Annotated in this window: 15 protein-coding genes; 7 read left to right on the top strand and 8 right to left on the bottom strand. The window is 63.5% G+C overall.

Annotated elements, in window-relative coordinates; translation table 11 throughout:
- Positions 1–61: 61 nt before the first annotated feature.
- From FHR94_RS08290 to FHR94_RS08275, 4 genes are all read left to right on the top strand, one after another.
- Positions 62–1,579 carry a type I restriction-modification system subunit M gene (locus tag FHR94_RS08290; RefSeq protein WP_183325165.1) on the top strand — a complete coding sequence of 506 codons (1,518 nt, stop codon included), beginning with the start codon at positions 62–64 and terminating at the stop codon, positions 1,577–1,579.
- Entirely contained in the window at positions 1,576–3,306 is a 1,731-nt protein-coding gene (locus FHR94_RS08285) for a restriction endonuclease subunit S (RefSeq protein WP_183325164.1), read from the top strand. The genes FHR94_RS08290 and FHR94_RS08285 overlap by 4 nt, the downstream gene beginning before the upstream one ends.
- Positions 3,306–4,283 (top strand): Abi family protein, encoded by a 978-nt coding sequence (locus FHR94_RS08280; RefSeq protein ID WP_183325163.1) that lies wholly within the window; start codon positions 3,306–3,308, stop codon positions 4,281–4,283. Before FHR94_RS08285 ends, FHR94_RS08280 begins: the two co-directional genes overlap by 1 nt.
- A 140-nt stretch (positions 4,284–4,423) precedes the next feature.
- Positions 4,424–5,542 carry a PDDEXK family nuclease gene (locus FHR94_RS08275; RefSeq protein ID WP_183325162.1) on the top strand — a complete coding sequence of 373 codons (1,119 nt, stop codon included), beginning with the start codon at positions 4,424–4,426 and terminating at the stop codon, positions 5,540–5,542.
- Between the two features lie 90 nt (positions 5,543–5,632).
- Here the strand turns inward: FHR94_RS08275 and FHR94_RS08270 are convergent, their stop codons facing one another.
- The 5 genes from FHR94_RS08270 to FHR94_RS08250 form a co-directional block, all read right to left on the bottom strand.
- On the bottom strand, positions 5,633–5,806 hold the full coding sequence (locus tag FHR94_RS08270) for a hypothetical protein (protein WP_183325161.1): 174 nt from the start codon (positions 5,804–5,806) through the stop codon (positions 5,633–5,635).
- A 19-nt stretch (positions 5,807–5,825) separates the two neighbouring features.
- Positions 5,826–6,167 carry a YbjQ family protein gene (locus tag FHR94_RS08265; protein ID WP_221188413.1) on the bottom strand — a complete coding sequence of 114 codons (342 nt, stop codon included), beginning with the start codon at positions 6,165–6,167 and terminating at the stop codon, positions 5,826–5,828.
- 25 nt (positions 6,168–6,192) lie between these two features.
- Positions 6,193–6,471, bottom strand: coding sequence for a type II toxin-antitoxin system RelE/ParE family toxin (locus tag FHR94_RS08260; protein WP_343064648.1), 279 nt, complete (start codon positions 6,469–6,471; stop codon positions 6,193–6,195).
- Positions 6,468–6,758, bottom strand: coding sequence for a CopG family ribbon-helix-helix protein (locus tag FHR94_RS08255; protein WP_183325159.1), 291 nt, complete (start codon positions 6,756–6,758; stop codon positions 6,468–6,470). The genes FHR94_RS08260 and FHR94_RS08255 overlap by 4 nt, the downstream gene beginning before the upstream one ends.
- Positions 6,759–6,828: 70 nt before the next feature.
- The gene (locus FHR94_RS08250) at positions 6,829–8,046 is read right to left on the bottom strand and encodes a YbfB/YjiJ family MFS transporter (protein ID WP_183325158.1); all 1,218 of its coding nucleotides are present in this window, start codon (positions 8,044–8,046) and stop codon (positions 6,829–6,831) included.
- A 370-nt stretch (positions 8,047–8,416) separates the two neighbouring features.
- Here FHR94_RS08250 and FHR94_RS08245 point away from each other — a divergent pair, with 370 nt between their 5' ends.
- Complete coding sequence (locus FHR94_RS08245; RefSeq protein WP_183325157.1) at positions 8,417–9,010, top strand: SAM-dependent methyltransferase; 594 nt, start codon at positions 8,417–8,419, stop codon at positions 9,008–9,010.
- 12 nt (positions 9,011–9,022) lie between these two features.
- A complete protein-coding gene (locus FHR94_RS08240) occupies positions 9,023–10,030 on the top strand; it encodes an aldo/keto reductase (protein ID WP_183325156.1) in 1,008 nt (335 codons plus the stop codon).
- A gap of 23 nt (positions 10,031–10,053) precedes the next feature.
- Here the strand turns inward: FHR94_RS08240 and FHR94_RS08235 are convergent, their stop codons facing one another.
- The 3 genes from FHR94_RS08235 to FHR94_RS08225 all read right to left on the bottom strand — a co-directional run bounded on the left by FHR94_RS08235 (position 10,054) and on the right by FHR94_RS08225 (position 11,807).
- Positions 10,054–10,539, bottom strand: coding sequence for an RES family NAD+ phosphorylase (locus FHR94_RS08235; protein ID WP_183325155.1), 486 nt, complete (start codon positions 10,537–10,539; stop codon positions 10,054–10,056).
- A 19-nt stretch (positions 10,540–10,558) separates the two neighbouring features.
- Entirely contained in the window at positions 10,559–11,005 is a 447-nt protein-coding gene (locus FHR94_RS08230) for an antitoxin Xre/MbcA/ParS toxin-binding domain-containing protein (RefSeq protein WP_183325154.1), read from the bottom strand.
- Positions 11,006–11,138: 133 nt separating this feature from the next.
- Complete coding sequence (locus FHR94_RS08225) at positions 11,139–11,807, bottom strand: DUF1028 domain-containing protein (RefSeq protein WP_183325153.1); 669 nt, start codon at positions 11,805–11,807, stop codon at positions 11,139–11,141.
- 122 nt (positions 11,808–11,929) lie between these two features.
- Here FHR94_RS08225 and FHR94_RS08220 point away from each other — a divergent pair, with 122 nt between their 5' ends.
- A complete protein-coding gene (locus tag FHR94_RS08220) occupies positions 11,930–12,778 on the top strand; it encodes a FadR/GntR family transcriptional regulator (RefSeq protein WP_183325152.1) in 849 nt (282 codons plus the stop codon).
- Positions 12,779–12,796 lie beyond the last annotated feature (18 nt).

Below are 12,796 nucleotides of genomic sequence, written 5' to 3'. Positions count from 1 at the left end.
CGGCCACCCTCTATCGGTGAGCCGGCGTCATCGCAACGAACACCAAGGAAGCTCTCGACTCATGGCCATCAGCACCACCATCAAATCCATCCAGGACATCATGCGCAAGGACGTCGGCGTGGACGGCGATGCCCAGCGCATCGGCCAGCTGGTCTGGATGCTGTTCCTCAAGATCTTCGACGACCGGGAGCAGGAGTGGGAAATGTTCAATGAGGACTACCGCTCGCCGATTCCCGAGCCGCTGCGCTGGAGGCGTTGGGCCGCCGACCCGGAGGGCATGACCGGCGACGAGCTCAAGGAGTTCGTCGACACCATGCTCTTCCCGGGCCTCCAGCAGCTCCAGGCCCGTGGCGACGACTATCGCGGTGTGGTGATCCGCAACGTCTTCGAGGACGCCTACAACTACATGAAGTCCGGCCAGCTGATGCGCCAGGTGATCAACAAGCTGCAGGACGGCGTGAACTTCAACAAGGCCAGCGAACGCCACGAGCTGGGCGACATGTACGAGCAGATCCTTAAGGACCTGCAGAGCGCCGGCAACTCCGGCGAGTTCTACACCCCGCGGGCGGTGACCCGCTTCATGGTGGACCGAGTCGATCCCAAGCTCAGCGAGAGCGTGATGGACCCGGCCTGCGGCACCGGCGGCTTCCTCACCTGCACCATCGATCACAAGCGCAAGCACTACGTGACGACGCCGGAGGACGAGCAGACCCTGCAGCGCACCATCCACGGTGTGGAGAAGAAGCCGCTGCCCCACTTGCTGGCCACCACCAACCTGATCCTGCACGGCATCGAGGTGCCCGACCAAGTCAAGCATGACAACACCCTGGCGCGCCCGCTGATCAGCTGGGGGCCGAAGGAGCGGGTGGATGTCATCGTCGCCAACCCGCCCTTTGGCGGTATGGAGGAGGACGGCATCGAGACCAACTTCCCCCAGGCCTTCCGCACCCGCGAGACTGCCGACCTGTTCATGACGCTGTTCATCCATCTGCTGAAGGACGGTGGCCGGGCCGCGGTGGTGCTGCCGGACGGCTTCCTGTTCGGCGAGGGCATGAAGACCCGCCTCAAGGAGAAGCTGCTCACCGAGTGCAACCTGCACACCATCGTTCGGCTGCCCAACGGGGTGTTCAATCCCTACACCGGCATCAAGACCAACCTGCTGTTCTTCACCAAGGGGCGGCCCACCGAGGCGGTGTGGTACTACGAGCACCCCTACCCCGAGGGCGTGAAGAACTACAGCAAGACCCGCCCCATGAAGGTCGAGGAGTTCCAGACCGAGATCGATTGGTGGGGTGATGAGAGCGACGGCTTCGCCACCCGACAGGAAACCCAGCAGGCCTGGCGGGTACCCATCGAGGAGATCCAGGCGCGCCACTACAACCTGGATATCAAGAACCCCTACCAGGGCGAGCAGGTCAGCCACGATCCGGATGAACTGCTGGCGCAATACGCCCAGCAGCAGGCCGAGATCCAGGAGCTGCGCGACCAGCTCAAGGAGATCCTCGGCGATGCTCTGAGTCACACTTCTCAGGACCTGACCAATCAGGAAGCTCCTCACCAAGAGGAGGAGCAGGCATGAGCGCGCGGGAGCTGATCACCGAGCACCTCGACCTCTGGACCGGTGCGGTCACCCACAAGAGCAGCGCCGGACGCGGTCGCAACGGGAAGATCGAGCTTACCGGCATCAAGAAACTGCGCGAGCTGATCCTGGAGCTCGCCGTGCGCGGCAAGCTGGTGGAGCAGGACCCCAACGACGAGCCCGCCAGCGTGCTACTGGAGCGCATCGCCGAGGAAAAGGCCCGGCTGGTCAAGGAAGGGCAGATCAAGAGGCCGAAGGGCGTTCCAGAAATAGAAAAGGGTGAAGAGAAATTTCCACTCCCTAAATCATGGGAGTGGGCTAGATTTGGAACGATTACCTTCAACCGGGATTCAGAGCGCATTCCGCTTTCAGTTAGCGAAAGATCACGCCGACAAGGTGAGTATGTTTACTATGGTGCCTCCGGGGTTATCGACAATATTGATGATTTCCTCTTTGATAAACCATTGCTACTGATAGGTGAGGATGGGGCGAACCTAATAAATCGCTCAACACCCATTTCATTCATAGCCCGAGGAAAGTACTGGGTTAATAATCATGCACATGTGATCGATGGGGTTAGCGAAGGGTTTCTGGGGTACCTCAGTCTTTACATTAACTCTATTTCTCTTGAGCCTTACATTACCGGCACTGCCCAGCCAAAAATGAATCAGGCGAAGATGAACACCATCCCTGTAGGGCTACCTCCCATACAGGAGCAGCAGAGGATCCTCGAGAAAGTCGACGAGCTGATGGCCCTCTGCGACCGACTCGAACAGCAGGTCGGCGACCAACTGGAAGCCCATGAGGTGCTGGTCGATACCCTCCTCGACGCCTTGACCCGCTCCGCCGACGCCGCGGAAGTAGCCGAGAACTGGGCCCGCATTTCAGAGCATTTCGACACCCTCTTCACCACCGAAGCCAGCATCGACAAGCTCAAGCAGACCATCCTGCAGCTGGCGGTGATGGGGCGGCTGGTGCCTCAGGATCCTGATGACGGGCCTGCTGAGTCATTGCTGACTCGCTTGGCATCCGAGCGTCAAATATGGCTAGACAGTCATAAAGACGAGAACCCTGAATGCGCAACAATGTTGCGAAAGCTGAAAAAGCTCCGCACCCCAAAGCCTCCTTTTGACCTTCCAAGAGGATGGGCAGCTGCACACCTGATACAGCTGTCAAAGATTCTAGTGGATTGCCATAACAAGACAGCACCTTATGTTGATGAAGGTATCCCTATCATACGGACTTCTAATATTAGGGAAAGGAGCTTCAGGTTTGATGATCTGAAGTATGTAAGCGAAGAGACCTACCAATACTGGTCCCGGCGATGCCCTCCAGAACCAAAGGACATTATCTTTACCCGAGAAGCCCCGATGGGAGAAGCGGCGATAATACCGGAAGGTGCTAAATGGTGTCTAGGTCAGAGGACAATGCTGATCCGACCAATGCTTGAGCATATAAATGAAGAATATTTGCTATTGGCGCTAACCGAGCCTCACCTTCTTGAGCGTGCGTCTGAGAAAGCAATTGGCTCGACAGTGAAGCACTTGAGGGTAGGTGATGTAGAACGTCTTGCTATACCTGTACCACCCTTAGTAGAGCAGAACCGCATCGTCGATAAAGTCGACGAGTTGATGGCCCTCTGCGACCAGCTCAAGGCCCGCCTAGGCGAGGTCGGCGAGACCCGCACACAGCTGGCCGAGGCGGTAGTGGAACAGGCGGTAAGCTGATGGCCTACGATCGCCCCTGGAAGTCCTTCGAGGAGCAGCTGGCGCTGCTGAAAGCGCGGGGCATGGGGGTCGCCGATAAGGCGGCCGCCTTGGAATATCTGGAGCGCGTCGGCTACTACCGACTGAGCGCCTACTGGTATCCCTTTCGTGTGTTCGAAACGGTGGGTCATGACCGCCACGGTCGCCCGATTACCAAGGCCGCCGACCAGTTTGTTCACGACACCCAGTTCGTCGATGCGGTGCGGCTCTACCTGTTCGACAAGGAACTCCGGCTGCGCCTGACCGATGCCCTGGAGCGGATCGAGATCGCCCTGCGGGTCGATATCGCCTATCTGCTTGGGGAGCGCGACGCCTTCGCCCACCTCCACCGCGCTACCTTCCACCCCTCCTTCGCCCGCCGTAGATTCGGACGCGATCCTCGCGACAGCTTCGAGAAGTGGCAGGAGCGGTGCCTGGGCATGGAAAGGCGTTCCAAGGAAGACTTCGTCAAGCACTACCGGCAGAAGCACGGTCCACGCCTGCCGATCTGGGTCGCCGTGGAGACATGGGACTTCGGCACCCTCTCGCAACTGTTTGCGATGATGAAGGTGCCGGACCAGCAGCGCATCGCCGGGAAATACGGCGTACCGGACTGGGAGGTCTTCCAGAGCTGGCTGCGATCGCTGAACTACCTGCGCAATGTCTGTGCCCACCATAGCCGACTCTGGAACCGCAACGTCATCGACCAGCCGAAGCTGCCTGAGCTGGGCATCTTGCCGTGGTGTGATGAATTCCACGATCAACCACAGCTGATCGCACGGCCCTTCCTGCTTCTCGGCATCGTGCGCCACATGACCCGGGTAGTCTGCCCGGATACCGGCTGGCATCGGCGCCTTCAGGCACATCTGGTGACTTTCCCGGCGCAGCACGCGCAGCGCCAGCTCTCGCTTGACGATATGGGAGCGCCACTGGGTTGGCAGCAATGGTGGTCAGCGTGAGGTAGGCGAATAGACAAGCAAATAAGAACCCCCGCGTAAGCTCGTGAGAGCCAAGAGGCAGGGGCCGTGTTACCCAGCATGATAGGGCACAGCCCCGGAAACGACAAGGACTTCAGCCACCACTGCGAGAAGGAGCCACCATGGCCATCGAACAGGGCATCTGGAAGCTAGCGGGCAGCGCCGGCGAGCCGCCGCGCAAGCTGCGTCCCGCCGGGCTTGCCGACGAAGGGCTGCTGGAAGAGCAGATCATGCAGGATGTCTCGATCCTCAACCGGGACTGGCTGCTGATCGGCCGCCAGGTGCGCACCGCCTTCGACAAGCTGATCGACCTGCTGGCGCTCGATGCCAACGGCAATGTCATCATCATCGAGCTCAAGCGCGACAAGACCCCGCGGGATGTGGTGGCCCAGGCCATCGACTACGCCTCCTGGGTGGTCACCCTGGCCGACTACCGGCTGATCGAGATCTACCAGGCGTTCGCCGAGCGTTACGGGCGTCAGCACGCCACACTGGAGGAGGCGTTCCAGGCCAAGTTTGGCCTCTCCCTCGAGGATGTCACGCTCAACGACAGCCATCAGCTGGTGGTGGTGGCCACCCGGCTCGATGCCAGCAGTGAGCGGATCATCAACTACCTCAACGAGCACGCCCAGCTGTCGATCAATGCCATGTTCTTCAGCGCCTTCGAGGATAACGGCCATCACTATCTGAGCCGCGCCTGGATGATCGACCCGGACGAGCCGCCCCAGCCCACCAGCCGCAAGGCGGCAAAGGAGCCCTGGAACGGCGAGTTCTATGCCTCCTTCGGCGGCGACCGCCCCTGGGAGCTGGCGCGCCGCTACGGCTTTATCGCCGGCGGGGGCGCGGCCTGGTATTCCAAGACGCTCAACCTGCTCTCGGAAGGCAGCCGAGTCTGGGTCAATATTCCCAAGACCGGGTACGTGGGCGTTGGTGAAGTGGTCGGTGAGCGCTGCCGGGCAGATGAGTACCGCTTTGAAACTGAGCAAGGCAGCAAGACCCTGCTGGAGATTGCCCCTCGGGAGGAGTATCACCAGCTCTATCGTCAGATAGGCGATGATGAGGAGGAGGCCGAGTTCCTGGTGCCGGTGCATTGGCTGTATACCGTCGGCCGCAAGGAGGCTTTCAGCGAGGTCGGCCTGTTTGGCAACCAGAACACCGTGTGCAAGCCCACCACGCCCAAGTGGTCACATACCGTGGAGCGCTTGAAACAAGCGTGGAAGATCGACGAGACAAGCAGGTGATACGTCCCTGCCCTGGCTGGTGAGCGCTAAGCGCTTGGCCTGGCGCGTTTATCGCCAGGCCATATGATCACCGCGCTTTCGCGTCTTCTATCAGGACCGCGGCCGGCGCCGACGTCGCCAGAATTGCCTTCTCGACAGCCGCCGCGCCCCCTTGCGAAGGCCACGCCATGCACCACCGAACACCTTGGCAAACAGGGCAGCCCGCAAGCGGGCATTGCGCTGCTCCAGGGCGCGGATTTTCGGATTCGGGTTGTGGAAGGCCATCGACTCCTCCGCGGCCGGCTCAGGCCTTGCTGACCTTCACCGCGGTGCCCGTCGCTACCAGGAACAGCATCGACTTGCCACCGCCGGAGATCTCGCTGTAGTCGAGGTCGATACCGATGACGGCATTGGCGCCCATAGACGCTGCCTCACGACGCAGCTCGTCCAGACAGGTCACCCTGGCATCACGCAGCGCATCCTGGGACGACTTGTTGCGCCCGCCGAAGAAGTCTCGCAGGCCGGCGAACATATCCTTGAGGATGTTCATGCCGAACACGCATTCGGCCGAGACGATATCGATGTGCTCGGTGACACGGTAGCCCTCGAGGTGCGATGAGGTAGTGAGAATCACGCGCTCGGACATTTGGGGGTTCTCCCTGCAGAGGGGGTCAAGAGAGAGGCCACTGGCGCGCCGCGTGCAGCACACGCAGGACCCGCACGGCATCTCCCGCCACGTCATAGACCAGAATGTAATTGCGATGCGCCACAAGCTCCCGTGTACCGGCAACACGACCGGGGCGGCCAAGATCAGGATGGTCAGCCAGCCGCTCGGCCTTTTCGGAGATCAGCTCATCGAGTGCCAGTGCTGCAGCCGGGTTATCCTGCGCGATGTACTCGCGGATCGCCTTTCGGTCGAGGCTTGCCAGGCGTGTCCAGACCAGCTTCACGATGCAGAGCCGTTCAGCTTGCGCTGGATCTCAACACGCCAGGCAGCCGCTTCAGCCTCTACTTCCTCCGCCGAGACCACTTTATCGGCGTTGGCCTCGTCGAGACCGGCCTGAACCTCACGTCGGAACCAGGCCTCATGGGCTTCGGCTTCTTGTTGCTGACGCACGAATTCGCGCATGTAGTCCCGCAAGAGCTGCGCCCCTGTCCGGTCCTTGGCCTTGGCCGCCTGGGAAAACTCCGCCTTCAGCGAGTCGTCGACACGGAAGGTGAAAGTTGACTCGGTCATGGGGCTCCCTCCATGTGTTACATGATTAGTACTTAGTAGCACACCAAAAGAAAACCTGAAAGCAGTAAGGCTATACGGCCACCTTCGCCTCCGCATCCAGCCGTTGCGCGGTCCGGTCCACCCGACGCAGCCAGGCGAGCAGCACCGCCCCCAGGGCGACGAAGCCACCGGCCAGCCACAGCCCGGTGTCGTAGTGGCCGCTGGCCTCGGCGAGCATGCCGGTGAGCGCAGGAGCGATGACCTGCGCCGCACCGTAGGCCAGCGTCATGCGCCCCATCAGCCGCGCCGGACTTTGCGGATAGAGCCTGCCAGCCATGGTCAGCACCAGGCTCACGCAACCCAGGAAGGTGCCGCCGTAGAGCACGGCGCTCGCCAGCACGCCGGCCAGGCTGTCGGTCAGCGCCGGCAGCACGATGCCCACCACCTGCAACGCCATGGCGCTGATCAGCGCGCCCAGGTAGCCGATCCAGCGGGCGACCAGGTCCCACAGCATCACCGCCGGCGCGGCGGCCAGCCCCACCAGGGCGAAGGTCCAGTTGCCGGCACCGGCCAGCAGCGGTTCACGCTCGACGATGGCGACAATAAAGGTGGCGCTGATCACGTAGCCGTAGCCGGCGCAGAAGTAGGCGGCCAGCATCAGCCGCATAAAGATACGCGAAGGAGGGGAAACCTGCTGCTGATGACTGCCACCGCTGCGCTCGGTCGACTTCGCGGGTCGCGGCAGCCAGCCCCAGGCGGGCACCAGCAGCGCCGCGGCCAGAAGGGCGAAGCCCCACCACTGGGCCTGCCAGGCCAGCGTGAGGCGCAGCATCAGCTCCACCGCCAGGGCAGCCAGCAGGATGCCCAGCCCCAGGCCGGCGAAGTGGATACCCAACTCGCCACGCTGGCGATGCTGGATCAGCCAGTGCAGGATCAGCCCCGAGGCCAGCAGCATCGCCCCGCTGCTGGAGAACCCCGCCATGAAGCGCATGCTCGCCCACAGCCAGAAGCTATCGACTAGGGCCATGCCGGCAGTGGAGAGCACCGCCAGCAGCAGGGTGAGGCGGTAGAGGGTGTCCTTGAGGCGGATGTTATTGATCGAGGCGGCGGTCAGCGCGCCGAACATGTAGCCAGCATAGTTGAGCGCGGCCAGCCAGCCGCCGTCGGCATCGCTGAGCCAGGTCTGCTGCTGCATTACTGGCAACAGTGGCGTATAGGCGAAGCGCGCCACGCCCACGCACAGCAGCTGACTGAACAGCCCCGCCAGCAGCACCCGGTAGCGGGGAGAGAGGAGAGAAAGGTTGGCCATGCCTGGCGCTCCGTGGTCCTGTGATAGGGGGGCCACCGCCACACCAGCGGCGCGAGATTATGCCCTACCATACCGCAGGATCACGGCGGTAAACGGACGTACGACCAAAAGCGATCAGCTGTAGTCGATAGTGGTAACGGGTAGCCCTCGGCAACCGGCTCAAGGGCTGTCGAATCACCCCCCGCATAGGCTCGAGGGAAACATGGGGCGAGAGCCGTGTTGCCAGCCAGAAAAACTCCCGTCAGGGCAAGGCGAGCCGGGGCGTGCAGCGAGGTGCGCCATGCCGTCCAGCCTGCGCTTCGGCCGATGGCCGCAGCCGTTGGCGGGCTGTTATGCTCTGGCGTCATGACTTTATGGGAACGGGTCCACCATGTGGGATGAGCGCTACGGCACGGACGACTACCTCTATGGCATCGAGCCCAATGACTTTCTGCGCGAGCACGTCGACCTGATCGGCGAGCCACCCAAGCGCGTGCTCTGCCTGGCGGATGGCGAGGGGCGCAACGGCGTCTACCTGGCCGGGCTGGGTCACGAGGTCATCTCGGTAGATGCCTCTGCGGTGGGCCTGCGCAAGGCCGCCCGGCTGGCCGAGCAGAAGGGCGTGGCGCTGACCACCCTGCATGCCGACCTCACCGAACACGAGTTTGTCCCCGAGTCGTTCGACGCGATCGTCTCGATCTTCTGCCATGTGCCGGCGGCGGGGCGCCCCCACCTGCACCGCCAGGTGATCCGAGCGCTGAAACCCGGTGGCGTGCTGATCCTCGAGGCCTATACCCCGGACCAGGTGCCCCGCGACACCGGCGGGCCGGATACGCCGGACCGCACCCCGACCGCCGCCGAACTCGACGAAGCCTATGCCGAACTCGAGATCATGCTCAGCCAGGAGTGCGAGCGCGAGGTGATGGAAGGCCGCGGCCACACCGGCCTGGGAGCCGTGGTGCAGTTCATCGCCCACAAACGCTGAAAAGGAGCCCCCATGACGTCGTTGACCTCTCGCCTCAAGGCCGTGGCCTCGCCCACCATCGGCCTGGGCTGCATGAACCTTTCCCATGCCTACGGCCGCCCGGTGTCCGAGCCCGAGGCGCTGCGTGCCCTGGCGGCGGCCTTCGACATGGGCTATCGCCACTTCGATACCGCCACTCTGTACGGAAAGACGACCAACGAGGCATTGGTGGGCAAGGCGCTCGCCAGCTGGCGCAACGAGCTCCTGCTGGCCAGCAAGGGGGGCATGGCCTTCGATCCCGAACTCGCCAGGAAGGTGATCGACGGGCGCCCCGAGACCCTGCACCGGCAATGCGAAGCGAGTCTCTCTCGCCTGCGCACCGACCATCTGGATCTGTATTACCTACACCGGATGGATCGCCAGGTGCCCATCGAGGAGAGTGTCGGGGCGCTCGCGCGGCTGGTGGAGGAAGGCAAGATCGGCGCCATCGGGCTCTCCGAGGTGTCGGCGGCCACCCTGCGCCGCGCCCGAGCCGAACACCCCATCGCGGCGGTGCAGTCCGAGTACTCGCTGTGGACGCGCAACCCCGAGATCGCGCTGATCAAAGCGTGTCGCGAGGCGGACACGGCGCTGGTGGCCTTCAGTCCTCTGGGGCGGGGCTTTTTGACCGGCAGCATCACGGAGGTGGAGCGCCTGGAGACGGATGACATTCGCCGGGACATGCCGCGCTTCAGCGCCGAGAATCTCCCTCGCAACCTTCGCCAGCTGGAGGCGGTGCGAGCGGTAGCGGCCGAGTGGGAGGTAACGCCCGCCCAGTTGGCCCTGGCCTGGCTCAGGGCCCAGGGCGACGATGTCATCCCCATCCCCGGCTCGCGTTCGGTGGCTCACATGCGCGAGAACCTGGCGGCGGAGACCCTGCGCCTGGATGCCGCGACCGTGGCCCGGCTGGACGCCGTGCTGACGCCGGACCAAGTGGCGGGTGCGCGCTACGACGAGGCCCTGCAGGCAGAAATCGACACCGAGGAGTTCGGCGAATCATAAACAAGAGCCCCCGCGTAGGCCTGTCAAATGCCCGTGAATAGCCGCTCGTTGAAGATCGGTGTCACCACGTCCAGGAGCTCGATGGCCTGGCTTTTCGAGTGGAGTGGGTTTACGACGGCGATTCTCTCCAGGCCTGCCGGTACCGCGCAGCTGGGCACCAGCAGCACGAGCTCTTGGCCGCGCTCCAGCCAGGCATCCCCGAGCCGTTGCGTGGCGCGGGGGTAGGGGAAGGCCTTCCAGTCTTCTGGCTTGTCGTCCATGTCCAGCTCCACCACGGAGTGCGGCACCTCGAAGACGCCCAAGGCATACCCCTTGGGAACATGCCAGGGGGAAACAAGATAGTGGCCCATCTCCAGGGCGGCGACCGAGGGGCTACCACCGAAATACAGCACGGGATATCCTGGCGAATTCCACCGGCCGCCATCCCGGAAGCTGGCCCCCCTTCCGTCGAGGCGCTGCAAATGATGTTCGTGGGCGATTCGATATAGCCGGAGCGTGGTGCTGGTCATCGAGTCCTCGCGGGATGCTTCAACTGAATTCACCGAACTCGATCTTTCTCAGCACCTGCATAACCACCTGACGCCCCTTGAAGGTATCGAACAGGTCCACGGCTTTCTCGCTAGCCAAGGCAGGAAGGGGTGACTGCAGCCAGTCCAGTGCCGTCGGCTGATCGCCGAATACCTTTACGGCATATCGGAACACCCGCAGGGTATCCAGCACTTCTTCACTGGCCCCACGGCCCAGGTTCTCGCGTTTGTAGAAGCGGTGCAGATTGCCCGGCGACGTTTCCAACAGGCGCACGAACAGCTCGCGATTCCCGCCCAGCGCGTCGATGGCTTCCTTGAGCACTTCACCCGAGATCCCCTCGCGCACGGCATGAATGAACGCCACCGGATCGTCGAACACCTCACCACGTACGCTGACACCGTCAATGCCCTCTTGGGTCTCGCGTACTTCATCCTGGATGGCGTCCATGGTCACCTCCTGACGTTTCGACGTCGCCTTGATCAACATCATATTGATGTCTGTCATTCTTCATAAAGATGATCGAGAGGGGCGGCGGACGTCAAGGCAAGGCAGCGGCATACCGAGGGTATGCCATGATGTTTCAGTACCGATGCGGATCGTCGGCGGTGGGCAGGCGGGCGAGGAAGGCCTGGAAGGCCTCGTCGGCCTGGATACAGCGGTACAGGGCTCCCAGTTCGCCCACGGCATCGGCCGCCTGGTCGATGCGCAGGTCCAAGGGCAGGCCGCCCGGGGCGCGCACCTTGAGTGCCGCCGAGAGGGTGCCACGCTGATCCCCCCCTGCCTGCTGGCCGGCCGCGAGGGCCGCCAGCAATGCCTCGGCCAGGGCCTGTCCGGCTGACCTCGCCTCGCGAAAGGCCGCCCCCATGGCGGGGATCACCTCATGGCTGCCCAGCATGTTGCCGGCCACCACCAGGCCCGGTGCCAGGTGCATGTCGCATATCGGCACGTTGCGCGCACCGGTCCAGCCGGCCGCCTCCCCCTGGAGGTCCATCAGCGCCACCTGGCGCCATGCCTCGCCGCGATCGGCTCGCCGTAGCACATCCACCACCGCCGTCACCGTCTCGCCCGCCGCCAGGCGGGCCAGGCCCTGCTCCGCGGCCATCACGTGGGTGCTGTAGCCCTGGGTGATGGCCGCCCCCACGCCGGGCAGCAGGTGCGGCACGAAGCCGCCCAGGGCCGGCCCGCCGGTGGCACAGGCCACGCCCAGGGTGAGGCGGTCGTCGTCCAGGGCGATCAGGCTGAAGGTCATGGCGCTCTCCAGGAGTTAAGGATCGAGGGGCAGGAAGGGGGCGAGGCCGTGGGCCATTGTCTCGGCGTCGCGGACAGTTTTATCCTCATAAATTAGCCGCCCTGTTCGAGCCGAGGAAATCCATGAGCCAGTCAACGCGACGCACACGCCCCGAGATGATCGGCGAGGCCATCAAGGAGTACATCGCCCGGCACGGCCTCGGCCCGGGGGATCGCCTGCCCCAGGAGTCCCATCTGGTCGAGGCGCTGGATGCCTCCAAGGGCACCATCCGCGAGGCGCTGCGTGGCCTGGCCGCCCAGGGGCTGATCCAGACCCGCACCGGTCCCGGCGGCGGCGCCTTCATCTGCGAGGTCAGCGACGACCGGGCCATGGAGCTTTTGAGCAACTACTTCTTCTTCCGCCCGCCGACCATCCATGACATCTACGAGGTGCGCAAGCAACTCCAGCCGGTCATGGTGGCGAGCCTGGAGGGCCAGCTGGACGAGTCGGCCTTCGAACGGCTGGAGGCCATGCTGACCCACTATGACCATCCCCCCGCCTCGCAGGAGGAGGAGCAGGCTCAGCGTCTCAAGGAGCTGGAGTTCCACCTGGTGCTGGTGGACTACTGCCCCAACCCGCTGCTCGCCCTGAACTGCCGCTTCATGATCCGGCTGCTGATGAGCCTCACCACTTGCCGGCGGATCTACGCTCAGCCCTATCCCGAGCTGCGCCAGCGCGGTTACCACTACCAACGCCGCCTGCTCGAGGCCCTGCGCCGCAACGCCATGGACGAGGCCCGCGAGATCATGGCCGAGCATATGCAGGCCGCCCAGGCGCTGATGGAAGCCCGCGAGGCCACCCTCGACAAGGCCTTCTTCCGAGCCGGCGCCGGGGACGACGAGACGCCCAGTCGCGAATACCTGGCGCTGCGCGACTACTCGGCCCACCCCGTGATGGATGCCGTCGACACCACGGCGCCTCCCACCGGCTGACGGCCGGGAACGCTGCCG

The organism is Halomonas cerina (assembly GCF_014192215.1).
In the GTDB taxonomy this organism is placed as follows: Bacteria; Pseudomonadota; Gammaproteobacteria; order Pseudomonadales; family Halomonadaceae; genus Halomonas; species Halomonas cerina.
This window is presented reverse-complemented; position numbering and strand designations above follow the sequence as displayed.